Origin of the sequence: Streptomyces sp. HUAS TT11 (assembly GCF_051553595.1) — a bacterium.
In the GTDB taxonomy this organism is placed as follows: domain Bacteria; phylum Actinomycetota; class Actinomycetes; order Streptomycetales; family Streptomycetaceae; genus Streptomyces.
The window spans coordinates 1,507,031-1,530,373 of the sequence record NZ_CP196184.1 but is presented as its reverse complement, the minus strand read 5'-3'; the positions used below and the strand labels follow the sequence as shown (position 1 = coordinate 1,530,373).

The window sequence follows — 23,343 nt, the reverse complement described above, 5'->3', positions numbered from 1 at the left end:
GCTCAACGCCTCAGTGCTGCGGCCGTTTCGCGCAACTGCGCGTGGATTCCACGATGCGTCTCGCGCGCGGGCAGCCATTCCTTGCGAATCTTGGCCACACACGTGTAGTTGGTGTCGCAGACGTTCGCCAGCGGCGATTCGACCGTCTGGGTGGCGAACTGATACGCGTCCAACTCGCTGAAGCCGTAGTCCCGCACCAGCCACTGCACCAGGTCGAGTTGGGATATCCGGAAGGCGTCCTCCAACGGGCGGGCCGAGCCCGTCGAGATGATATGGGTGTCGGACTCGATGCGCGGCCAGGGCGTGGCGATCCCCTTGAGCAGTTCGACGATCACCACGGTGTCCATCGCGCATTCGACGGCCACACCGCATGTCTCGCCCTCACCCTGCCTGGCGTGCCCGTCGCCCAGGCTGAACTGCCCGCCCTCGACGTTCACTCCCAGATAGCAGGTGACCCCCGCCCGCATCTCCGGAGTGTCCATGTTTCCCCCGTGCGCGTCCGGCACGAGAGCGGAGCGCACCTCGAGATTGGCCGGCGCCACGCCCACCGTCCCGTGCATGGGATCCATCGGCAGTTCGACGCTGATGTCGCCGTCGTGCGCGGTGAACAGAGCGGTACGCCGCTCCCGGTCGAGTCGCCAGATCCACACGGTCTCCGGCAACGGCGGCTGCAGCGTGGCCGTGGTGTGCGTGGAGGTCAGCGCTCCGAACAGAGGCACCGTGGTCGAGGCCGCCCAGTCCCGGGCCGGCTCGATCGACACGAAGTGGATCGCGAGGGTGTCGCCCGGCTCGGCTCCCTCCACATGGAACGGACCGGTCTGCGGATTCAGGAACGGGAACTCGCACACCTCGGACACGAGGTCCTTCTCCGACCGCACACGTCCGGCGAAGCAGTCCTCGGTGTACAGCTCGAGCACAGTGCCCGGCACGATCCGCGCGACGGGCGGAGCACCGCCGAACGTCCACGCGTACTCGCCGGGCGTGGGGCGCACGGTCAGGATTCGGGGATCACTCATTGCTGCACGGCTCCGTTCGGGCGGGGGTCGGGTGCGGGCGCATCGTCGAGATGGACCCGGGCGGTCTCGGCTATGCGCCCGGGACGGCGCCGCAGCAGGACGAGCAGCACCACGACCCCGGCGGCCATCCAGACACCGACGATCGGCCCGGCGTACGACACAGGCGCCGACAGGGTGGACACGAAGTCGAAGACGGGCAGGCCCGCCGCGGTCAGCAGGGCGGGCACGAAGGCGGCGATGCCCAGCAGCGGGAACAGCAGATGCTTCACCGGGCTGAACGACTCGCGGCTGCGACGCAGGAAGTAGCCCGTGCACGCCGCGTTCACGACGATGTACACACCGATGACGACGGTGACGATGACCGTGGCCAGCAGCAGGAACGCCGTGACGGGGTCGTAGTACAGGCCGAGGCCCAGCATTACGGCGACGGCCACCACCGCTTGCACGAGGACTCCGGCCACGGGGGAGAGATGACGGGGGTGGAGGCGCGCGAAGAGGGCCGGGAACACCTTGATCCGCGCGAACGCGAAGGCGGTACGGGTCGACACGTTGGCGCACGCGTTGGCGTTGGCGACGGTGGAGTTGACGACGGCCAGGAACACCAGGACCCAGAAGAGTCCGTAGGACGCACGCGCCACACCCTCCCAGGAGGCCGCTCCGGAGGCACCGAAGCCGGCGAAGCGGTCCGGCCCGAAGTACACGGTCATGGCGTACGTCGTGACCACGTAGAACAGGCCGATCGCCAGCGCGGCCCCGAGGACGGCCCGGTGCATCGTGCGTCGAGGGTCCTTCGTCTCCTCCGCGAGCGGTGCCGCGGCCTCGAACCCCGCGAAGGCGAGCACCGTGTACACCGACCCGGCGAACACGCCGCCGATGCCTTCGTACCCCTTGGCGGTGTGGGAGGTGCCGAACACCGACAGCGTGTTGTCGCCGCCCGCTCTGACGATGAGCCAGACCGCGAAGACCAGAAGGACCAGCACCTCGAACGCACCGAGGATCGTGCCGAAGCGGGCCGAGGCCCGCACCCCGAAGTACCCCGCCGCGGCGATGACCAGCGCCCCGGCGACGGCCCACGGCCACCACAGGTCCTCGGGGTACGAGGGCCACTCCTGGTGCAGAGTCCCCGCCGTGGTGAAGCCGAGCTGCAGAAGCAGCAGGGGCGGTACCAGCGCCTCGACGAACACATAGCCCCAGCCGACGAGGAAGCCGACCGTCGGATGCAGCCCCTGCGCCGCATACGTCGCCACCGAGCCCGCCGCAGGCAGTCGGCGCGCCAGTTCGGCCACGCACGACGCGGTGAACAGGCAGGCCACGAGGGCGACGAGGACGGCAAGCGGAAGGCTGCCGCCCGCGAAGGCGGCGCCCGAGGGGATGGACGCCGCGACCGCGGCCGCCGGCGCCATCGCCGTGATGCTCTGGAAGAGGACCTCGCGCAGACCGATCGCCTCACGCCGCAAGCCCAAGGGTGCCTGCTCCGCCATATGAATCCCCCGATCCGACTCGTGCGCGGTCGCCGCCCCGCAGCTGCGCCTCGCGTGAACAACCGTAAGGCGCTGGGCGGTTGAGCAGGAAGGGGGCGGTGTCCTCGGTGGACAAGGACGGGACTGTGGACAACTCCCCCACCCGTTCGAGGGGGAGCCCCGTCGAAAGGCCCGCCGGCCCTCGCGGGCGGCTCCGCAGCCGCGGGCCGCCCGCCACACCCGTTCTCCGACGGCCGGCCCGTTACATGCGTTCCGCGACGGCCGCCGGGTCGTCCAGCACCGCGCGCACGACCGAGTGCGCGGCGCCGAGCAGTGGCCCCTCGGGCCCCAGACGCGACACCGCCACCGCGCAGCCCCGGCCCGCCGTCCGCCGTGCCAGCTCCCGTTCCAGGGACGGCAGAAGCCAGGGTGCCAGGGCGGCCAGGGCCCCGCCGACCACGACCGCCTGCGGGTCCAGCAGGTTGACGGCTCCGGTCAGCGCGATACCGAGCGCGGTGCCCGCCTCGCGCAGGGCACCGCGCACCTCCGTGTCGCCCTGCGCGGCCCGTTCGGCCAGCAGCCCGACACGGTCCTGACCCGGTGGCAGTCCGGCCGCGCGCAGGACCGCCTCCTCACCGGCGTACTGCTCCAGGCAGCCGTGCCCGCCGCACGCGCACTCCGGTCCGTCGGGACGCACGGGCACATGTCCCAGTTCGCCCGCGAAACCGTGCGTACCGCGCAGCAGCCGCCCGTCCACGACCACCGCCCCACCGATACCGATCTCCGCCGAGACGTGCAGGAAGTCACGAGGGGTGGCTTCGCCGAGCCACAGTTCCGCGAGCGAGCCGAAGTTGGCCTCGTTGTCGACGGTCAGCGGCAGCCGGTCGGGCAGCAGGGGCCCGAGGTCGAGATCGTGCCAGTCGAGGTTGGGGGCCCGGACCACGGTCCGGGCATCGCGCGCGACCAGGCCGGGCACCGCGACGGCGAGCCCGGCGGGCCACAGCCCTTCCCGCTCCGCCTCCGCCACGACCCGACCCACGAGCGCGGTCAGTTCGCCGAGCACCGGCTGCGGTGGGCGGCCGCGGTTCGTGCCGTGCCGAACCGCCCGCGCCCGTACGGCGCCGCGCAGATCGACCGCGCACACCGCGAGGTGGTCGACGCCGATCTCGGCACCGATACCGGCGGGACCACGACCGCTGACGGTCAGGGCGGAACCGGGTCGCCCGACCCGGCCCGGGCGCTCCGGCCCCAGTTCCTCCAGCAGGCCCGTACGGATCAGCTCGTCGACCAGTGTCGAGACGGCCGCCCGGGTCAGGCCGATCCGCGAGGCGACCGCGGCACGCGACAGCGGACCCTCGGCGCTCACGGTGTGCATGACCCGTGCCAGATTGCGGCGGCGCATACCTTGCTGGGTGTCCGGCAGCCGGCGGCCGGGGCTGGACGGATGGGCTTCGTGCAGCGGTGCGGTCATGCCTCCCTCGGATCCCGTCAGTGCCGGTCCGGCTCGCGCTCCAGCAGCGGTGCCGCGTCGGAGAGTACCCCGGCGATCCTGGCCAGGGCCGCCTCGTCCCGCTGCACGGCTTCCAGCACCGGGCCGCGGGCCGTGTCCCAGCGCCGGGCGACGGCGGCCGGGTCCTCGCCCGTCAGCAGTCCGGCCGCCTGCGCGGCGGCGCCCAGCGCGACGAGTTCCCTGGCCTCCGGCACCTGGACGGGACGCCCGGAGAGCCGGCGCACCGTCTCCTGCCATGCCCTGCCGCGGGCGCCGCCACCGATCAGCAGCAACGGAACCGTGCGGTCGGCGTCCTCGTCGAGCACGAGGTCGAGGGCGCCCAACAGCGAGTGCACCGCCCCGTCGTACGCCGCCTGCAGCAGCTGGCCGGGCGTGGTGTCGTGCCGCAGGCCGTGCAGCAGTCCCGTGGCGTGCGGGAGATTCGGGGTGCGCTCGCCGTCGAGGAAGGGGAGCAGTGTCACGCCGGTGCCCGGTTCGACGGCCTCGCGGTCCCGGCCCAGCAGCGCGGCGATCCGGTCGACGGCGAGGGTGCAGTTCAGAGTGCAGGCCAGCGGCAGCCAGTCACCGTGCGCGTCCGCGAAGCCCGCCACGGTGCCGGTCGGGTCGGTGGGGCGTCGCTTCGAGACCGCGTACACCGTGCCGGAGGTGCCGAGGCTCAGCACCGGGGTGCCGGGGCGCAGGCCGAGGCCAAGGGCGGCGGCCGCGTTGTCGCCCGTTCCGGGCGCGACCAGGGTGCCCTTGGAGAAGGGCAGGTCATGGGCGTCGCGCACCGTGCCGGCGACCTCGCCGGGGCGCACCACCCGGGGCAGCAGTGCGGGGTCGAGTCCCACGTGCGCGAGGATCTCCTCGTCGTACGACTCCGTCGCGGACGCCCACCAGCCGGTGCCGGAGGCGTCGCCGCGGTCGGTCGTGCCCTGCCCCGTGAGACGTTCGGTGAGGTAGTCGTGGGGCAGGCGAACGGCCGCGGTCGCCCGGACGGCCTCCGGTTCGTTCTCCGCGAGCCATGCCCACTTGGTGACCGTGAAGGACGCGCCGGGAACGCTGCCCGTGCGGTCGGCCCATGCCTTCGGGCCGCCCAGTTCCTCCACGAGCCGGCGGGCCTGGGGCGCCGACTGCACGTCGTTCCACAGCAGGGCCGGGCGTACCGGGTCGCCGTGCGCGTCCAGGGTGACCAGCCCGTGCTGCTGGCCGCCGATGGAGACCGCGGCCGCCTCGCGGGCCGCCTCGCCGCACTGGTCCAGTGCCTCGCACAGGGCGTCCCACCACTGGCGCGGATCGCTCTCGCGGCTCGCGCCCGTCGAGACGGTGTGCGGTGCCTGACCGCTCGCCACCACCTGTCCGGTCGATGCGTCGACGACCAGGGCCTTGGTGGACTGGGTGGACGAGTCCACCCCGACGACGAGCGGACCCTCGGCTGCTGACATCGGGCTCTCCTCTTCCGCGGCTGGCGGGATCTGGCCTGTGAGGGCGTGTCGCGGGCCCGTGCGGCCCTGTGTGCACACATCGTCACCGTACGAAGTCCTTGTACGGGGACACATCGTCTCTTCCCAGAGATGCCTTGGCATACTAATTTGTTAAGCGCCATGACGAAATAGTCTTCAGCGAACAAGGAGCCGTGGCATGAGCTACCAGCCCACCCCCGAGGACAGGTTCACCTTCGGCCTGTGGACCGTCGGCTGGCAGGGACGGGACCCCTTCGGCGACGCCACCAGGCGTGCCCTTGACCCGGTGGAGTCGGTTCAGCGCCTCGCCGAGCTCGGGGCCTACGGAGTCACCTTCCACGACGACGACCTGATCCCCTTCGGATCCTCGGACAGCGAGCGCGAGTCGCACATCAAGCGCTTCCGGCAGGCCCTCGACGCGGCCGGGATGACCGTGCCGATGGCCACGACCAACCTGTTCACGCACCCCGTGTTCAAGGACGGGGCCTTCACCGCGAACGACCGGGACGTCCGTCGTTACGCGCTGCGCAAGACCATCCGCAACATCGACCTGGCGGCGGAGCTCGGCGCGAAGACCTATGTCGCCTGGGGCGGCCGGGAAGGCGCCGAGTCCGGCGCGGCCAAGGACGTGCGCGCCGCCCTCGACCGCATGAAGGAGGCCTTCGACCTCCTCGGCGAGTACGTCACCTCCCAGGGCTACGACCTGCGCTTCGCCATCGAGCCCAAGCCGAACGAGCCGCGCGGCGACATCCTGCTGCCCACGGTCGGCCACGCCCTCGCGTTCATCGAGCGCCTGGAGCGCCCCGAGCTCTACGGAGTCAACCCCGAGGTGGGCCACGAGCAGATGGCCGGCCTCAACTTCCCGCACGGCATCGCCCAGGCCCTGTGGGCGGACAAGCTCTTCCACATCGACCTCAACGGCCAGTCGGGGATCAAGTACGACCAGGACCTGCGTTTCGGCGCGGGCGATCTGCGGTCCGCCTTCTGGCTGGTGGACCTCCTGGAGAGCGCCGGCTACAGCGGCCCGCGTCACTTCGACTTCAAGCCGCCGCGGACCGAGGACCTCGACGGCGTCTGGGCCTCGGCCGCGGGCTGCATGCGCAACTACCTCATCCTGAAGGAGCGTTCCGCGGCCTTCCGCGCGGACCCCGAGGTCCAGGAGGCCCTGCGCGCCTCGCGTCTGGACCAGCTCGCGCAGCCGACCGCCGCGGACGGCCTCGAGGCGCTGCTCGCGGACCGCGGTGCCTTCGAGGAGTTCGACGTGGAGGCGGCCGCCGCGCGCGGCATGGCCTTCGAGCGCCTCGACCAGCTGGCCATGGACCATCTGCTGGGCGCACGAGGCTGATCGCTGCCGAATCCCGCCCGCGGGCGACCTCCGCGCGCAATGCTCCGGAATCATGCGATCCACGACATGACTCCGTATCAACCGCGGTGCGGGGGTCGCGCCACGGGCCCGTCCGGGGCGACCGTGGCGGTATGGCCATCCCGCCCATGCCACCCAAGCCACCAGGAGACACGCCGCCCGCGGATCACGGTGGATTCGGCCCGCCGCCCGGAGAGGGCCACGGCCCCGTCTCCGGCGGTTACGGCCCGCCCACCCACGACCAGGGCGCGCCTTACGGAAGTCCCGCTTCCGGCGGCTACGGTCCGCCTCCGGGCGGTGGCCACCGGTCGCCGGACGGCGGGGGCGGCCTGCCCCCCGAGCCGCCACAGGGGCCGCCCGGTACGCCCGGTCCGCGCCGCGGTGTGCTCTTCCTCGCTGTCGCCGTGATCGTGGCGCTGGGGATCGTCGCCGTGGTCCTGGTGGTGAACCGCGGTGGAGGGTCCCCGAAGCATGAACCGCCCGCCGGGAGCAACCCGAGCGGCTCGTCCGCCCCCTCCCTCGGCATCCCGTCCGGACTGCCTACCGAGCTGCCCTCCGAATTGCCTTCCGGGCTTCCTTCGAGTCTGCCGACGAAGCTGCCGTCCGGGTTCCCCAGCGCACTGCCGAGTGGCCTCCCGAGCGACCTCGAATCACTCTTCGCCACCCCTGCTTCCTGATCCGCGGCAGGACCCACCGGCCGTCCCTCGCCGGCGGGCGCCACGCGCGCGTCTCAGGGTCCGCGGCTCAGGGTTCTCTCAGGGTCGCGGTCCGGAACCGGCCGGAGCACGTGGCCGTTCTCAGAACAGAGAGCGGTGCCGCCGAGGCCCGCGAGCGGCTTCGGCCGCGAAGGAGGCGACACATGTCGAGAAACACGAAGATCGCCACGGGGGCGGTGCTGGCCGGGCTCGTCCTGTGGATCTGGCTGCCCTGGTGGGCGGTCCTTCTGATCGTGGTGGGGGTCCCCGCGGCGGCGTACCTCACCCTGGACCCCTCCCAGCGGCGCAGGCTGCGCCGTGTCGCACGCAAGGAGATCGGCCGCTGACCCCTCAGCGGCCGGCCGGGGCGTCCGTCAGGGCGCAGGAGCCGACCACGTCGCCGTTCGCGGGCCTGCCGACGGTACGGTCCGCGGGCGGCCGCACGCCCCGGTCCACCCAGGCGGTGAGCGCGTCGAAGGCGGCCCGGTAGCAGGGCAGGACGGGCCGCAGCCGGTCGGGATACGTGTCGTAGAGGCCGTCGACGTGGGTGCCGCCCTCGACGGTGTAGTAGCGGTGCAGTGCGCCGCGTCCGCTACGGGCCACCATGCGGTCGTAGACGTCCGAGTCCGTGGCCTTGGGCAGCAGGGCGTCCAGATCGCCGTGCAGTGTGATCAGCGGTTTGCCGATCCGTCCCGTGAGGGCGACACGGGCCACCGCCCGGTGCACGGACGCCGGCCGGGCCGCGTATTCGTACGCCGCGTCCGAGGGGCAGGGGGCGAGTATCTCCTCCACCGACGATCCCGCGGACGCGCCGGGGCAGGCGGTGTCGTACGACGGGTCGAACTCGGCGCGATAGATCTTCTGCGTCAGACCCCAGTAGGCCTTCTCGTGGTACGCCCACAGGAATTCCGATCCCGGGGCGAACCCTGCCGCATAGAGGTCCTCGTCCCGGGCCGAGCCGAGCGCCCGGGCCACGGTCACCGGAAGCGACGTCAGGAGACTCGGGCCCTCGGCCGTCCACAGGGCGCCCTCCCAGTCCACGCCGCCGTCGTACAGCTCGGGCCGGTGCTCCAGTTGCCAGCGTGTCAGATAGCCGCCGTTGGAGATCCCGGTCATGTACGTCCGCCGGGGTGCGCGTCCGTAGTGTGCGGCGACGACCCGCTTGGCGGCGAGCGTGAGCTGGGTCGTGCGCCGGTTCCACTCGGCGACCGCGTCGCCGGGGCGGGTTCCGTCCCGGTAGAAGTCCGCCCCGCTGTTGCCCTTGTCCGTGGCCGCGTACACATATCCCTGGGCGAGGACCCGGTCCGAGATCGCCGTGTCGGTCGCGTACTGCCGGCGCGTTCCGGGCGCCCCGGTGACGACGAGGCCGCCGTTCCAGTGGTCGGGCAGCCTGATCACGAACTGGGCGTCGTGGTTCCAGCCGTGCGTCGTGTTGGTGTGCGAGTCGTCCGGGAAGAAGCCGTCGATCTGCAGCCCCGGCACGCCGGACGGGTTGCGCGTGTCCTTGGCCGTCAGCCCTGCCTGATCCGCCATGTCCGTGTACGGGGTCCCCGCAAGAGCGGCCGTCGTCATGTCCTCGAGGCAGGCGCTCTGCTGGAACGCGGCGCCCGGTACCCGCACCTTCTCCTGCCGGCCGCAGGGATCACCGCCGACGGCCGACGCAGGGCCGCCGAGGGTCGAGGCCAGCAGGGCGGCGGCGAACAGCAGAACACTTCGGGACAGGCGCATGACGGGGCCTCCGGGACGCGACGGGAGCACGGGGCTGCCATGCTGCGTCCGCGGGAGTCCGCCGACCATGGGTGCGGGCCACAGGGACGTGGACGCCCCTATGGGGGCTCACAACGCGCCCCGGCGGCCCGCCGTCTGATCCATCCCGACGCGCCGGACGTCTCAGAGCGGACGTACCGCCATCTTGTCGAGCGCGTCCAGCAGGCTCGGCAGCTCCGGGCCCCGGCCCACCGGGACCACCTCGCCGGGTTCCTCGTCCAGGAGGACGAACGCGATGTCGTCGGTCCGGGCGATCATGGACCAGCCGGGCCCGTCGGCGCGGAGGATGCGCGCGTCTCCCGAGGCGAACGAGGAACGCACACGTCCGGGCGGCGGAGGAGCGTCCACGTATGCGTGTGCCTCGGCGAGGACGCGGCGGACGCCGGTGCTGAGCCTGCTCTCGCCCGTGCCCTCGGCCGGCTCGACTCCCTTCTCGGCCTTCGTCCCGCCGTCTGCGGGTGCGAAGGCGGCGTCGTCGAGTTGCTCGCGCCAGACGGCCCACCGCAGTGCGATGTCGTCCGCGCCCAGCCGCCGTTGTGCGGGCCCCCAGGCTTCGGTGTCCGGCGGCGCGAGCGGCCTGCGGTCGACGAGTTCGGGACCGGGGTCGTGGGGTGCGGGCACGTTGGGCGCCGCGACGGCCACGGCCAGCGGCCAGCCCGGCAGAGCGGCCACGACCGACCGCTCGTCGGGCGACAGGTCGTACTCCATGCCGCAGTCCCAGGACGCGATGGCCACGGCCACAAGCGACACGTCGTCGACCACCACCGTCCAGCGCGCCCCATCGCCGTCCTGGCCGAGCACGAGCCCGTATCCGTCAGCGACGGGTGGCAGGTCGAGAGCCGCGCAGGCCTCCGGAAAGTCGTCGCCCAGCACGCTCGGGAACTGCGCGGGCGTCAACAGAATCGCCGTCAGCACATACAGCGCGTCGTCCTCGGCGGCGACGGCGTCCTCGTCCGTCCCGGCCATGCCATCCTCCCCAAGCTTTCGTCCGTCGGCGCACCTTAATGCGCCCGCGCGCCACTTGTCACGAGTGCGAATTCCACGAAGAGCCGCACGTGTCAGGCCGGACCGGGCGAATCGACCGGAGGAAACTCCGCACTAGGCGGTGGGCAGACCGAGAAGTGTGCGCGCGACCGCCCGCGGCGACTCGTCGCGCTCCCGCGCAAGGGCGATGACCCCGCGGCAGGCAAGCTCGCTCACGCCGAACGACAGTGCCTCCGGAGAGACCCAGGTCGAGACCTCGTCCATCCGGTCCCGGTCGTCCTCGGCGCACGCCGCGACGTACTCGGCGGCCGCCTCGAAGAGGTTGTGCGTGCGCTTCTCGCCGCCTGCGGGCTCCGCCAGGCGCAGGGACTTGACGAGTCTGCCGACCGATGTGCGGATCCTGTCGAACATGCCGGGCCACCTTCCCCCTCACGGTTGCCTTCTTCGACGTGCATCTGCTGCTCTCAACCTATGGTTGAAGCCTCGATGGCAGAAGGGGGACGGGACCGTGAAGCGATTCGATCGACTCGAACGGATCAGGCGTCTGGACCCTGAGAAGGACGCCCTGGAGATCTACCGGCTCAGCACCGCCCACGAGTTCCCCTGGGACTACGCCCGTGCCCTGGAACTGGCCCTCTACCGCACCTACGCCGTCCCCCGCATCGGTCGTCTGCTCGCCGAGACCGGTGAGCTCACCGAACGGACCCAGAAGCGCTACGACGACACCGCGCTGCTGCTCGGCGCCGTCGTGGAGCACGGCTTCGACGGCGATGAGGGACGCACCGCGATCCGGCGCATCAACCAGATGCACCACAGCTACGACATCGCCGACGACGACATGCGGTACGTGCTCTGCACCTTCGTGGTGATGCCGAAGCGATGGATCGACGCCTACGGATGGCGCAGGCTCTCCCGGCACGAGACGGTCGCATCCGTCGTGTACTACCGCACCCTCGGGCGGCACATGGGCATCAAGGACATCCCGAAGACCTACGAGGAGTTCGAGACCTTCCTCGACGCCTACGAGGAGGCCCACTTCGGGACGGACGCGGGAGCCCGGCGTGTCTCCGACGCGACCCTGGACCTGATGGCCTCCTGGTACCCGCGCGCGCTGGCTCCCCTGGTCCGCCTGGCGACGCTCGCCCTGCTCGACGACTCGCTCCTCGAAGCCTTCCGCTACGAGCCGCCGAGCGCTGCCACGCGCGCGTCGGTGCGCCGGGCTGTCCGGGCCCGCGGCCGTCTCGTACGCCTCATGCCTCCGCGGCGTGCTCCCCACTTCGTACGGCAGAACCCCGAGATCAAGGGCTACCCGAACGGCTTCCGTGTCGCCGCTCTGGGGACCCGTCCCGTGCCCGGTGTCCAGGGATGTCCGATCCGGCGGACGGGCGGTGCGGCGGGCCTCCCGCCCGAGTGAGCCGAACGTCGGCCGTCGCCGGGGCGAACGGCTTGGGCGGTGGCCTGCGCGATGGTGAGCGGTGCGCACCGGAGAGGCGTCCGGCCGACCGAACGGCGGCCCGGGCGGCCGCGAGGGCCCGGAGACCTGCACGTGTGCGCGGTGTGTGTGCCGGGTTCGACGTCATGTCCGGTGACCCGGACGTGCTCGTGTCCGAGGTGGCTTTCCGGCAGCGGCTCAGCCCGCGCGGACGGCCACGGCGAGGAAACGGGAGTCCTCGTCGACGTACGACGTCATCCGCCAGCCCGAACCGGCCAGCAGGGGGCCGAGGTTCGCCCGGGCGCGCAGATCGCCGGGGGTGATCTGCCGGCCTTGGCGGGCCGCGAGCGCCGCTCGCCCGATGGGATGGAACAGCGCGAGAAGACCGCCGGGCCGCACCACCCGGGCCAGCTCCCGCAGATTCTCGGCGGGACGCGGCAGGTGGGCGATCAGACCGGCCGCGAACACCGCGTCCAGGGACCCCGTCCGGACAGGGAGCGCGGCCACGTCGGCGAGCAGCAGCAGGCCGTCGCGGTCCCGTCCGGCCCGTACGGCGGCCTCCAGCATCGGCGGGGTCAGATCGGCGCCGAGGACGATCCCCGAGGCTCCCACGGCGGCACGCAGCGGCGTGAGGGCCCGGCCCGTACCGCAGCCCGCGTCGAGCACACGGTCACCCGAGCGCAGTCCGAGACCGTCGACCGCCGCGGCGTACGCCGGACCGTCGTCGGGGAATCGCGCATCCCAGTCGGCGGCACGTGCGCCGAAGAACTCCTGGACGTGCGTGTGGTCGTCGCTCATGTTCCGCATGATTCCTCACCTCCACGAACGGTGCCGCAGTGCACATGTTCGAGCGTGATGCGATCGTTCCAGGGCCCGACTGTGTCAGATTGCAGCACCTTTCGAAATGCGCCCCCTCTGCGCGCTCGCGCTCCGACTAGCGTCCCGTGGCCATGGGACACATGGACCACGCCGCATTCGGCTGGCTGACACCCTTGCTGTCATACGTGATGGCGTGCATAGGCGCCGCCCTCGGGCTGCGCTGTACGGTCCGCGCGCTCAGCGCCACCGGCAGGTCGCGTCGCAACTGGCTCCTCACCGCGGCCTCGGCGATCGGCACGGGCATCTGGACCATGCACTTCGTGGCCATGCTCGGTTTTGCCGCCACCGGTACCGAGATCCGCTACGACGTGCCGCTGACCATCCTCAGCCTGCTGGTGGCCATGGTCGTCGTCGGTGCCGGCGTCTTCGCCGTCGGCTACAGCCGTGATCGGGCCCGGGCCCTCGTCCTGGGCGGGCTCACCACCGGCCTCGGCGTCGCCAGCATGCACTACCTCGGCATGGCGGCGCTGCGGCTGCACGGAACGGTGCACTACGACCCGCTGATGGTGGGGGTTTCCGTGCTGATCGCCGTTGTCGCGGCGACGGTGGCCCTGTGGGCCGGACTGAACATCAAGTCGCCCGTCGCGGTCACCGTCGCCTCGCTCGTCATGGGCGCGGCGGTCAGCAGCATGCACTACACCGGAATGTTCGCAGTGAGCGTTCATGTCACTCCGTCCGGCGCGTCCCTTCCCGGGGCCACGGCGATGCAGTTCATCTTCCCCCTCGCCGTCGGCCTCGGGTCCTATCTCTTCCTCACCTCGGCGTTCGTCGCCCTGTCGCCGACAGCCGGGGAGCGCGCGGCTTCCGCGTCGGCCCAGCGCCCCGTCGAGAGCGCGGCCCGCTGACCGCAGGCCCGGACGACCCGTTCCCGACACTTTCCGAGCGAGGAGTTCATGCGAACATCCCGTAGGGCCCGCACGGCGGGTGCCGGACCGTCCCCCGCACCTCCGGTGCGCGGCCGCCGGGCGCACGCCGGCCCGCCGGCCGACGAGCGCCACGAGACCGACGAGCACGGGGGCCCGGAGTCCGATCCGCCCGTGCGGGCGGGACGCCGGCACATCCGCCCCCGTACCGTCCGGGCGAAGATCGTCTGTCTGCTGATGGTGCCCGTGATCTCCCTGCTCGCCCTGTGGGCCTACGCCACCGTCACCACGGCCCAGGACATCGCCGGGCTGCGCCGGCTCCAACGTGTGGATTCCATGGTCCGCGCTCCACTCGCCGACGCCGTCGCCGCGATCCAGGCCGAACGGGTGGCCGCCGTGCGTTATGCGACCGACCCTGCCGCCGAGCGTCCGGACGACCTGAAGACCCTGGCCGGCCGCACCGACCGTGCGGTGGCCAAGCTGCGGCTGGGCGACCGCAACACGGTGGCCGACGGTGCCGATCTGCCCTCAGGACTCCCCGGCAGGCTCGAGACCTTCGTCACCGGCGCCGAAGCGCTGCGCTCCCTGCGGGACGACCTTCTCGCCCATCGCGTCGGCTGGGACGAGACATACGGGCAGTACACCAGGACCATCGCCACGGCCTTCGCGGTGGGCGGCGCGCTCACCGACGTCCAGGACGCCGACCTCGGCTCCGACGCGCGCGTACTGCTCGAGTTCTCCCGCGCGGGCGAGTCGCTCGCCCAGGAGGACGCCGTGCTCACGACCGCCCGCCTCGCGGGCACTCTCGACGGCGAACGTCTGAGGTTGTTCACCGGCGCCGTGGACACCCGGCGGACGCTGACCGACTCCGCCGTGGCCGACCTGCGCGGTTCGGAACAGGCCGCCTGGCAGCGGATCGCCGGGAGCGACGCATACACGGACCTCGGCGCGGTCGAGGACAAGGTGCTGGCAGGGAAGCCCGGTGCCCAGGCCGCCGACGCGGCGCCCGCGGCCACCTGGACCCCGGCGCACACGCGCGTGCAGGGCGGCATGCGGGCCATCGAGACGGAGGCGGGCCGAGGAGTGGCGGACCGGGCGGACCCGTTCACCCGCGGTGTGCTCACCCCCGCCGGTGCCGCCGTCCTGCTGGGTCTCGTCGCCGTCGCCGCCTCGCTCGTCATCTCCGTCAGGATCGGACGCGGACTCGTCGTCGAACTGGTCAGCCTGCGCAACGGCGCCCTGGAGATCGCGCGCCGCAAACTGCCCGAGGCCATGCGCAAGTTGCGTGCCGGGGAGGAGATCGACGTCGACGCGGAGGCGCCGCCGGGACCGTCCGCCGAGGACGAGACGGGGCAGGTCGCCGAGGCGCTGGGCACCGTGCACCGCGCGGCCCTGCGCGCCGCGGCCGAACGCGCGGAGCTCGCCAGCGGAATCTCCGGCGTGTTCGTCAACCTGGCCCGGCGCAGCCAGGTCCTGGTGCATCGCCAGCTCAGCCTGCTCGACAGCATGGAGCGCCGCTCCGAGGACCCGAGCGAGCTGAGCGACCTCTTCCGGCTCGACCACCTCACCACACGCATGCGGCGCCATGCCGAGAGCCTGATCATCCTCTCCGGAGCCGCACCCGGCCGTGCCTGGCGCATGCCCGTCTCGCTGACCAACGTCGTACGAGCCGCCGTCTCCGAAGTCGAGGACTACGCGCGCGTGGAGGTACGACGGCTCCCCGAAGCCTCGGTGACCGGCTCCGCGGTGGCGGACCTCACGCATCTGCTCGCCGAGATCATCGAGAACGCCGCCCAGTTCTCGCCTCCCCACACGCGCGTGCGCGTCAGCGGGGAACCCGTCGGCAACGGCTATGCCATCGAGGTCGAGGACCGGGGGCTCGGCATGGGCAGGGAGACCCTGACCAAGGCCAACCGGCGTATCGAGCAGTCCGAGGCGCTCGACCTGTTCGACAGCGACCGGCTCGGTCTCTTCGTGGTCAGCCGGCTCGCCGCCCGGCACGGGATCAAGGTACATCTGCAGACCTCGCCCTACGGAGGCACCACCGCCGTCGTCCTGCTGCCGACCGCGCTGCTGCACCACGGGACGGAGGACCGTCCCGCCCGGCCGGCCGAAGCCGAGCGGCACGAGGAGCACGCGCCCGTGGCCGCCGTCGTGCGCAACGAGCCGGTGGAACAGGCCGAGGAGCGGCCCGCACTGGCGGGCTCTGCCCCGGCCGGCAGGCGGGCGTCCGCCGGAGCCCCACCGGACAAGGCGCCACCCGGGGTCACCACGCTGAGGCTGCACCGCAGCGATGACGACTCGGAGAGCGCCGAGGACCTGCCGCGACGTGTACGGCAGGCAAGCCTCGCCCCCCAGCTGCGCAAGCAGAGCACGCAGGAACCGACCACGGGCCCCCGGAGCCCGGTGCGCGACGACGAGCGCACACCCGAACTGGTACGGGACCGCATGGCGGCCTATCGCGAAGGCTGGGTGCGTGGCGGCGGCCGCGCGGCCGGGCGGGCGGCAGGACACGCCGGCGACAGCAGCGAAGGAGACCCTGCATGATCCAGGACCCCGGTATGAGAGCCGCCCAGCGGTCGGGCGAACTCGACTGGTTGCTGGACGACTTGGTGGTGCGCGTCAAGGAAGTGCGACACGCCGTGGTGCTGTCGAACGACGGACTGGCGGTGGGCGCCTCCTCCGATCTCAGCCGTGAGGACGCCGAGCACCTCGCCGCCGTCGCCTCCGGTTTCCACAGCCTCGCCAAGGGCGCGGGCCGGCACTTCGGTGCCGGCGGAGTCCGCCAGACGATGGTCGAGATGGACGACGGCTTCCTCTTCGTGGCGGCCGCGGGCGACGGATCCTGTCTGGCCGTTCTCACCGCCGTCACGGCGGACATCGGTCTGGTGGCGTACGAGATGGCACGCTTGGTGAAGCGTGTCGGCGAGCACCTCTACACCCCGCCCAGGGCGTCCGCCGGGCCGCCCGCCGCCGGATGACGGCCGCGGGCGGTCGCAGATGAGCGACGACCGGACGGGCGCGCCGAACGGGCCGGCCAGCCAGTGGTACGACAACGAGGCGGGACCGCTCGTCCGTCCCTATGCGATGACGGGCGGGCGTACCGCACCGGGACCCAGCGGGGTGCGCTTCGACCTCATCGCCCTCGTCTCCCTCGACATCGGGGCGCTGGACGGGGTCGACGACGCCTCACTGGGCCCGGAGCACCGTTCCCTCATCGATCTGTGCCGCATCGAGACGCAGTCCGTCGCCGAGCTGGCCGCGGACGCCGACCTGCCGGTGGGCGTCGTGCGTGTGCTGCTCGGGGATCTGCTGGAGCTCGGTTGTGTCACGGTCTCGCGCCCCGTACCGCCGGCCCAACTGCCCGACGAACGGATTCTGCGCGAGGTCATCGAGGGGTTGAGGGCCCTTTAGGCGGCGCACCGGAACCACCCCGCGCCGCGATGTGCGCCGATTCGGGAACCGAATGGGCGACAAGTGGCCGGATCGGTCAAATACCGGTCCAAGGCCTCGCGGGCGGGCCGCAGTTGTCATGATGCTGACTCCTTCACGGATGTACTGACATCGACCGTTGCCGGCACTCCCGAGAGAAGTGATCGATGGTCTCCGAGCACTCCGACGCCGCCGAGGACGAGATGACCGCCCTGGCGTTGAAGATACTGGTCGCCGGCGGATTCGGCGTGGGCAAGACGACCTTGGTGGGCGCGGTCAGCGAGATCAGGCCCTTGCGCACGGAGGAGCTGCTGAGCGAAGCCGGCCAGTCCGTCGACGACATCGACGGAGTGGACCAGAAGGTCACGACGACGGTCGCCATGGACTTCGGGCGGATCACCATCCGGTCCGGGCTCTCGCTGTACCTCTTCGGCACGCCGGGCCAGGACCGCTTCTGGTTCCTGTGGGACGAACTGTCCCAGGGTGCCCTCGGCGCCGTGGTCCTCGCGGACACCCGGCGGCTCGAGGACTGCTTCCCCGCGGTGGACTACTTCGAGCACCGGCACATCCCGTTCGTGGTGGCGGTCAACTGCTTCGCGGGTGCCCGCACCTACGGTGCCCACGACGTGTCGCGCGCCCTCGATCTCGACCGGGGCACTCCGGTCGTGCTGTGCGACGCCCGGGACCGGGACTCCGGGAAGGAGGTGCTGATCCGGCTGGTGGAGTACGCCGGGCGGATGCACACCGCCCGGCTGCTGGACTCCGTCGGCTGACGTGCTACTCGGACACGGCGGAGTGGGCCAGCGCCTTCTCGATGCGGACCCGCACGAGGAGTTCCCCCGGGACGCCGTTGCGGGCGCCGAACTCCTCGGCCCGATCCTCACCCATGTACCGGGCGCCGATCCGGGCCGCCCAGTGCCGCAGCTCGTCCAGGTCCTCCGACAGCCGCGCGCGTCCCTGCAGCACGACGAACGCGTACGGCGGCCGGTCGTCGTCCACGCACAGCGCGACGCGGCCGTCCCTGGCCAGATTCCGCCCTTTCACCGTCTCCTTCCCGGTGTTGAAGACCAGGTCGTCGCCATCGAGCAGGAACCAGATCGGTGCCACGTGCGGACTTCCGTCCGCCCGGACCGTGGAGAGTTTCCCGGTGCGGGTGCCTTCCGAGACGAAGGCCCGCCATTCCTCGTCGGTCATCTTCTGTGCCATGCCTCCATCCTGCTTGCCGCGAAGGCGGCTGTGGTGAAGGCTGGCTGACCGGATCCTCCGGCGAGGGGGAGCGACTTCACGGGGAGAGAGGAAAATGGGGCAGAACGCGGAGCTCGGCTGGCTCCTGGACGATCTGACCGAGCGCGTGGAGCACATACGGCATGCGCTGCTGCTGTCCAACGACGGACTGGTGACCGGAACGAGCACAGGGTTGCGGCGCGAGGACGCCGAGCACCTGGCCGCGGTCTCGTCCGGTCTGCACAGCCTGGCCAAGGGCTCCGGCCGCCACTTCGGTGCGGGCCAGGTCCGGCAGACCATGATCGAATTCGATGATGCGATCCTGTTCGTCACCGCCGCGGGCCCGGGCAGCTGCCTGTGCGTGCTCAGCGCCGCCGAGGCCGATATCGGCCAGATCGCCTACGAGTTGACGCTCCTCGTGAACCGGGTCGGGGACCACCTCGCCGTGGAGTCACGGGAACGCGCGCCGTCCGCCGATCGGTGAGCCGTCCACGGAAGCCTGACGGGGTGGTCTGCACGCGCGTTCGTGGTCTCCCACGGACGCGCGCCCACGGCGGACCCCCGGGGCAGGACCAAAACTCTTCGCGGATCTTCGACGCGGCATCGGACGTGCACCGCGGACGGTCCCTCGGGCCTGCGAGGAAGGGTGACGCGCCGAGTTATCCACAGGCAGAAAACGGAATTCGGCGATCCGGCTACGGTTTTTCCCAGGCGGACGCACAGGGCGCTCGCCAGGGACTCCACGGGGGAGAGCCGCCATGTCCGGAAACACGATCACGTCCACCGTTGCCGAAGCCACCCGCACTGCTCCGGGCGCCAGGTCCCGGCGCACATCGCTGGCCCTGAGCGGCGCCGCGCGCGAACTGGATCTCAGGCGCGGCGAGTTCGAGCTTGCCGTACAGCTGGGCTACGTGCGGACCGTTTCCGGTGAGACAGGGGGCCGCCGCGTCACCCGGGCGGAGCTGGACCGGGTGCGCGGCGAGGAGGACTTCCCGGATTCGCTCCGGAAGCGGGTCCAGGTGATGGGCACACGTGACGGAGCCGCCCTGATGGGTGTGTCAGCCGCCAGGTTCACACGCTTCGCCCGGCTCGGCCTGATCGTGCCCGTAAAGTGGTATGTCAACCGCTACCAGGCCGTGGTCTGGCTCTATCTGGCCGAGGAGTTGCGGCAGTTCGCCACCGGCGAGGCGAACGCGCCACTGCTCGGCGGCCGCACGCCGCAAGGTTTGCGCGACCAACTGGACGGGGGCCTGGATCTACGGGCCCGCAACTGGCGGGGGCGCCACCTCGGATTCCGATTGCGTGAGACGGACGACCTCTGGGCGAAGGCCGCAGTGGTGGCCTCCCACCTCGACCCGGCGCGGGTGGAAGAGACCGTCCGCGATCCGTACGAGCGCGCCGAGCTGTACCGGCTCCGGCCCACGCAGGCCGTACCGGCATCGCCCGACTCGCCCGCGGCGCGGATCGCCGCGCGGATCACGACCGCGGACGATGACGACGAGATCGGCTGGCTCCGGGCAGACCTGGCGCAGGCGGTCGTCGAGGCCCGCAGGTACCGCCCCGCGCCGGGTGCGCCGCCCGAGCCGCCGGCCGGTCCGCCCGGGGGCGTGAACGCCTGCCAGGATCCACCCGTGCGGGCGGATCCGACCTCCTCACGCGGCATGTTCGGCTGGCTGCGCCGCGGGAGCTCCTGACCGGGCGGACCCGGGCCGGGGCCCCCGCACGCCCGGCGTCATCGCTCGAGTCGGCGGAACAGGCCCTCCTGGACGACCGAGACGAGCAGCCGACCCTCGATGTCGTAGATGCGGCCCCGGGCAAGGCCGCGACCACCCACCGCGATCGGGGACTCCTGGTCGTACAGGAACCACTCGTCCGCGCGGAACGGCCGGTGGAACCACATGGCGTGGTCCAGCGACGCCATGTCGAAGCCCCGTGGCCCCCACAGCGGTTCGACGGGAATCCGGACGGCGTCGAGAAGGGTCATGTCGCTCGCGTAGGTGAGCGCGCAGGTGTGCACGAGCGGATCGTCCCCGAGCGGGCTCACCGCGCGCATCCAAACGGCGCTGCGCGGCTCCGCGTCCTTGATCTCCTCGGTGGTCCAGCGCAGCCGGTCCACATAGCGGATGTCGAAAGGCTGACGCCGCGCCATCCGCTCCAGCGTCTCGGGCAGGGTGCCCAGGTGCTTCTCCACCTCCTGGGCCACCGTCGGCAGCGATCCGGACCCGGCACCTCCCGGGCCGGCGGCAGCTGGTGTTCGAAGCCCCCCTCTTCAGGCATGTGGAAGGAAGCGGTCAGATTGAAGATCGTGCGGCCCCGCTGTACGGCGGTGACCCGACGGGTGGTGAACGACCTGCCGTCCCGCACCCGCTCGACCTGGTACACGATGGGAACGCCCGGGATGCCCGGGCGCAGGAAGTACGCGTGCAGCGAGTGCACCGGCCGTTCGCCGTCGGTGGTACGGCCGGCCGCGACCAGGGCCTGGCCGGCCACCTGGCCGCCGAAGACCCGCTGCAGGGACTCCTGGGGGCTGCGGCCACGGAAGATGTTGACCTCGATCTGCTCCAGGTCGAGCAGGTCGACGAGCCTCTCGGCCGGGTTCGTCATGAATCGGTTTCTCCTGTGCTCACAGCTGACCGACGTCGGTGACCCGGACGACGGCGCGGCCCTCCGCATCGGATGCCGCGAGATCGATCTCGGCGCTGATACCCCAGTCGTGATCGCCGTTCGGATCGGCGAAGGCCTGCCGGACACGCCACAGCCCGTGCTCCGGCTCCTGCTCGATCATCAGCAGCTTGGGGCCGCGGGCGTCGGGGCCGGTGCCGAGCTCGTCGTACTCGTCCCAATACTTGTCCATGGCCGCGCCCCACGCCTCGGCGTCCCAGCCGGAATCGGCGTCCATCTCCCCGAGTTCCTCGACCTGGTCGAGGGCGGCGAGCTCCACCCGGCGGAACATGGCGTTGCGGACCAGGACGCGGAAGGCCCGGGCGTTCGTGGTGACGGGCTTGACCTCGTCCGCCTTCTCCTGGGCCTGCTCGGCCGTCAGTTCCTCGGGGTTGGCCAGCTGCTCCCACTCGTCGAGCAGGCTGGAGTCCACCTGGCGCACCATCTCACCGAGCCAGGCGATCAGGTCCTCCAGATCGTCCGACTTCAGGTCGTCGGGGACGGTGTGTTCGAGGGCCTTGTAGGCGCCGGCCAGATAGCGCAGCACGATCCCCTCGGTACGGGCGAGCTCGTAGAAGGAGACGAACTCGGTGAAGGACATCGCCCGTTCGTACATGTCGCGGATGACCGACTTCGGCGACAGCGGATGGTCGCCGACCCACGGGTGGCTCTTGCGGTAGGTGTTGTACGCGTGGAAGAGCAGTTCCTCGAGCGGCTTGGGGTAGGTCACGTCCTGGAGCCGCTCCATGCGCTCCTCGTACTCGACACCGTCCGCCTTCATCGCCGCCACGGCCTCACCGCGCGCCTTGTTCTGCTGGGCGACCAGGATCTGCCGCGGGTCGTCGAGCGTGGACTCGACGACCGAGACCATGTCGAGCGCGTAGGACGGGGACTCCGGGTCGAGGAGCTCGAAGGCGGCCAGCGCGAATGTGGACAGCGGCTGGTTGAGCGCGAAGTCCTGCTGGAGGTCGACGGTGAGGCGCACGATACGACCGGTGGCGTCCGGCCGGTCGAGCTTTTCGACGATGCCGCCGTCCAGCAGCGAGCGGTAGATCGCGATCGCCCGCCGGATGTGCCGCAGCTGCTGCTTGCGCGGCTCGTGGTTGTCCTCCAGCAGATGGCGCATGGCCTCGAAGGCATTGCCCGGCCGGGCGATCACCGACAGAAGCATGGTGTGGGTGACCCGGAAGCGGGAGGTGAGCGGCTCGGGCTCGGCGGCGATCAGTTTCTCGAAGGTGTTCTCCGTCCAGCCGACGAAGCCCTCCGGTGCCTTCTTGCGCACCACCTTGCGGCGCTTCTTCGGATCGTCGCCGGCCTTGGCGAGCGCCTTCTCGTTCTCGATGACGTGCTCCGGTGCCTGCGCCACTACCAGGCCCGCCGTGTCGAAGCCCGCGCGCCCGGCGCGTCCGGCGATCTGGTGGAACTCACGGGCGCGCAGGGTGCGGACCCGGCTTCCGTCGTACTTGGTCAGGGCCGTGAACAGCACAGTGCGGATGGGGACGTTGACGCCGACGCCGAGGGTGTCCGTGCCGCAGATGACCTTCAGCAGGCCGGCCTGGGCCAGCTTCTCCACCAGGCGGCGGTACTTGGGCAGCATGCCGGCGTGATGGACGCCGATGCCGTGCCGTACATAACGGGAGAGATTGCGGCCGAACTTGGTGGTGAAGCGGAAGTTGCCGATCAGCGCGGCGATCTCGTCCTTCTCCTCGCGCGAGCACATGTTGATGCTCATCAGCGCCTGGGCCCGTTCCACGGCCTGCGCCTGCGTGAAGTGGACGATGTAGACCGGGGCCTGCCGGCTGTCCAGGAGGTCGGTGAGCGTCTCGGTGAGGGGGGCCAGCCGGTACTCGTACGAGAGCGGCACGGGACGGGTCGCGGAGCGCACCACGGCGGTCGGCCGCCCGGTGCGGCGGGTCAGGTCCTTCTCGAACATGGAGACGTCGCCGAGGGTCGCCGACATCAGGATGAACTGCGCCTGCGGCAGCTCCAGGATCGGGATCTGCCACGCCCAGCCGCGGTCGCCCTCGGCGTAGAAATGGAACTCGTCCATCACGACCTGGCCGACGTCGGCCTGTCTGCCGTCGCGCAACGCGATGGACGCGAGGACCTCGGCTGTGCAGCAGATCACAGGGGCGTCCGCGTTGACGGAGGCGTCGCCGGTGAGCATGCCGACGTTCTCCGTGCCGAAGAGCTTGCACAGCTCGAAGAACTTCTCCGAAACCAGCGCCTTGATCGGCGCGGTGTAGAAGGTGACCTCGTCCCGGGCGAGAGCGGCGAAGTGCGCACCGGCGGCGATCATGCTCTTGCCGGAGCCGGTGGGCGTGGAAACGATCACGTTCGCTCCCGAGACCGCCTCGATCAGTGCCTCCTCCTGGTGGGGATAGAGGGTGAGACCGCGCTCCCCGGCCCACGCCTCGAAGGCTTCGTAGAGAGCGTCGGGGTCTGCGGTCTGCGGGAGCTGATCGATGAGGGTCACGCCCCCATCTTGCCTGCCCGGGCGGCGGATGGGGGAATCAGATGCCGGTTGGAAGATCACGAACGCTACGCTGTGGCGCCTACGTGGCGTCAGCGCACACGGGCAACTGGGCAGCGCGAAAAGAAGAATGGGGCGGGAA

21 protein-coding genes and 1 pseudogene are annotated in these 23,343 nt (G+C 71.3%); 11 read left to right on the top strand and 11 right to left on the bottom strand.

The genetic code is table 11. From position 1 onward, the window contains the following. Positions 1 to 2 precede the first annotated feature (2 nt). The 4 genes from ACSHXN_RS07130 to xylB form a co-directional block, all read right to left on the bottom strand. A complete protein-coding gene (locus tag ACSHXN_RS07130) occupies positions 3 to 1,016 on the bottom strand; it encodes an acetamidase/formamidase family protein (protein ID WP_361157226.1) in 1,014 nt (337 codons plus the stop codon). After that, positions 1,013 to 2,497, bottom strand: a complete 1,485-nt coding sequence (locus ACSHXN_RS07125) for an APC family permease (RefSeq protein ID WP_356112726.1) — start codon at positions 2,495 to 2,497, stop codon at positions 1,013 to 1,015. The genes ACSHXN_RS07130 and ACSHXN_RS07125 overlap by 4 nt, the downstream gene beginning before the upstream one ends. A 241-nt stretch (positions 2,498 to 2,738) precedes the next feature. Further along, positions 2,739 to 3,947, bottom strand: coding sequence for an ROK family protein (locus tag ACSHXN_RS07120; RefSeq protein ID WP_438302815.1), 1,209 nt, complete (start codon positions 3,945 to 3,947; stop codon positions 2,739 to 2,741). A 17-nt stretch (positions 3,948 to 3,964) separates the two neighbouring features. Next, complete coding sequence (gene xylB / locus ACSHXN_RS07115; RefSeq protein WP_355802891.1) at positions 3,965 to 5,410, bottom strand: xylulokinase; 1,446 nt, start codon at positions 5,408 to 5,410, stop codon at positions 3,965 to 3,967. Between the two features lie 196 nt (positions 5,411 to 5,606). Between xylB and xylA the strand changes: the two genes are divergently transcribed. From xylA to ACSHXN_RS07100, 3 genes are all read left to right on the top strand, one after another. Then, positions 5,607 to 6,773, top strand: a complete 1,167-nt coding sequence (gene xylA / locus ACSHXN_RS07110) for a xylose isomerase (RefSeq protein ID WP_355135694.1) — start codon at positions 5,607 to 5,609, stop codon at positions 6,771 to 6,773. Between the two features lie 131 nt (positions 6,774 to 6,904). Next, positions 6,905 to 7,468 (top strand): hypothetical protein, encoded by a 564-nt coding sequence (locus ACSHXN_RS07105; protein ID WP_438302814.1) that lies wholly within the window; start codon positions 6,905 to 6,907, stop codon positions 7,466 to 7,468. 182 nt (positions 7,469 to 7,650) lie between these two features. Further along, positions 7,651 to 7,833 (top strand): hypothetical protein, encoded by a 183-nt coding sequence (locus tag ACSHXN_RS07100; protein ID WP_355135692.1) that lies wholly within the window; start codon positions 7,651 to 7,653, stop codon positions 7,831 to 7,833. Positions 7,834 to 7,837: 4 nt separating this feature from the next. On the opposite strand, the gene ACSHXN_RS07095 is transcribed toward ACSHXN_RS07100, so the two are convergent. From ACSHXN_RS07095 to ACSHXN_RS07085, 3 genes are all read right to left on the bottom strand, one after another. Further along, positions 7,838 to 9,214 (bottom strand): tannase/feruloyl esterase family alpha/beta hydrolase, encoded by a 1,377-nt coding sequence (locus ACSHXN_RS07095; protein ID WP_438302813.1) that lies wholly within the window; start codon positions 9,212 to 9,214, stop codon positions 7,838 to 7,840. Between the two features lie 162 nt (positions 9,215 to 9,376). After that, complete coding sequence (locus tag ACSHXN_RS07090) at positions 9,377 to 10,219, bottom strand: hypothetical protein (RefSeq protein WP_438302812.1); 843 nt, start codon at positions 10,217 to 10,219, stop codon at positions 9,377 to 9,379. A 132-nt stretch (positions 10,220 to 10,351) separates the two neighbouring features. Continuing rightward, complete coding sequence (locus ACSHXN_RS07085; protein WP_438302811.1) at positions 10,352 to 10,648, bottom strand: hypothetical protein; 297 nt, start codon at positions 10,646 to 10,648, stop codon at positions 10,352 to 10,354. A 97-nt stretch (positions 10,649 to 10,745) separates the two neighbouring features. Here ACSHXN_RS07085 and ACSHXN_RS07080 point away from each other — a divergent pair, with 97 nt between their 5' ends. Next, positions 10,746 to 11,651 (top strand): oxygenase MpaB family protein, encoded by a 906-nt coding sequence (locus tag ACSHXN_RS07080; protein ID WP_355135684.1) that lies wholly within the window; start codon positions 10,746 to 10,748, stop codon positions 11,649 to 11,651. Positions 11,652 to 11,867: 216 nt separating this feature from the next. Here the strand turns inward: ACSHXN_RS07080 and ACSHXN_RS07075 are convergent, their stop codons facing one another. Continuing rightward, a complete protein-coding gene (locus ACSHXN_RS07075) occupies positions 11,868 to 12,467 on the bottom strand; it encodes a class I SAM-dependent methyltransferase (RefSeq protein ID WP_355135682.1) in 600 nt (199 codons plus the stop codon). Positions 12,468 to 12,619: 152 nt separating this feature from the next. On the opposite strand from ACSHXN_RS07075, the gene ACSHXN_RS07070 reads away from it, so the two are divergent. From ACSHXN_RS07070 to ACSHXN_RS07050, 5 genes are all read left to right on the top strand, one after another. After that, positions 12,620 to 13,393, top strand: a complete 774-nt coding sequence (locus tag ACSHXN_RS07070) for an MHYT domain-containing protein (protein ID WP_355135680.1) — start codon at positions 12,620 to 12,622, stop codon at positions 13,391 to 13,393. A gap of 48 nt (positions 13,394 to 13,441) precedes the next feature. Further along, positions 13,442 to 15,958 carry a sensor histidine kinase gene (locus ACSHXN_RS07065; protein WP_438302810.1) on the top strand — a complete coding sequence of 839 codons (2,517 nt, stop codon included), beginning with the start codon at positions 13,442 to 13,444 and terminating at the stop codon, positions 15,956 to 15,958. Beyond that, entirely contained in the window at positions 15,955 to 16,392 is a 438-nt protein-coding gene (locus tag ACSHXN_RS07060; protein ID WP_355135676.1) for a roadblock/LC7 domain-containing protein, read from the top strand. Before ACSHXN_RS07065 ends, ACSHXN_RS07060 begins: the two co-directional genes overlap by 4 nt. Before the next feature lie 19 nt (positions 16,393 to 16,411). Continuing rightward, positions 16,412 to 16,825 (top strand): DUF742 domain-containing protein, encoded by a 414-nt coding sequence (locus tag ACSHXN_RS07055; RefSeq protein ID WP_355135674.1) that lies wholly within the window; start codon positions 16,412 to 16,414, stop codon positions 16,823 to 16,825. A gap of 185 nt (positions 16,826 to 17,010) precedes the next feature. After that, positions 17,011 to 17,616: a GTP-binding protein gene (locus ACSHXN_RS07050; RefSeq protein ID WP_355135672.1), complete on the top strand. Its 606-nt coding sequence runs from the start codon at positions 17,011 to 17,013 to the stop codon at positions 17,614 to 17,616. Positions 17,617 to 17,620: 4 nt separating this feature from the next. Here ACSHXN_RS07050 and ACSHXN_RS07045 read toward each other — a convergent pair whose 3' ends face one another. Then, positions 17,621 to 18,049: a PPOX class F420-dependent oxidoreductase gene (locus ACSHXN_RS07045; RefSeq protein ID WP_355135670.1), complete on the bottom strand. Its 429-nt coding sequence runs from the start codon at positions 18,047 to 18,049 to the stop codon at positions 17,621 to 17,623. Positions 18,050 to 18,143: 94 nt separating this feature from the next. On the opposite strand from ACSHXN_RS07045, the gene ACSHXN_RS07040 reads away from it, so the two are divergent. Both ACSHXN_RS07040 and ACSHXN_RS07035 read left to right on the top strand, forming a co-directional pair. Next, the gene (locus ACSHXN_RS07040) at positions 18,144 to 18,551 is read left to right on the top strand and encodes a roadblock/LC7 domain-containing protein (protein ID WP_355135668.1); all 408 of its coding nucleotides are present in this window, start codon (positions 18,144 to 18,146) and stop codon (positions 18,549 to 18,551) included. Between the two features lie 274 nt (positions 18,552 to 18,825). Beyond that, the gene (locus ACSHXN_RS07035; protein WP_355135666.1) at positions 18,826 to 19,761 is read left to right on the top strand and encodes a DUF6397 family protein; all 936 of its coding nucleotides are present in this window, start codon (positions 18,826 to 18,828) and stop codon (positions 19,759 to 19,761) included. 38 nt (positions 19,762 to 19,799) lie between these two features. Here ACSHXN_RS07035 and ACSHXN_RS07030 read toward each other — a convergent pair. Further along, a pseudogene (locus ACSHXN_RS07030) lies at positions 19,800 to 20,671 on the bottom strand (acyl-CoA thioesterase). A 19-nt stretch (positions 20,672 to 20,690) separates the two neighbouring features. Next, complete coding sequence (locus ACSHXN_RS07025; RefSeq protein WP_438302809.1) at positions 20,691 to 23,204, bottom strand: DEAD/DEAH box helicase; 2,514 nt, start codon at positions 23,202 to 23,204, stop codon at positions 20,691 to 20,693. Between the last annotated feature and the right edge of the window lie 139 nt (positions 23,205 to 23,343).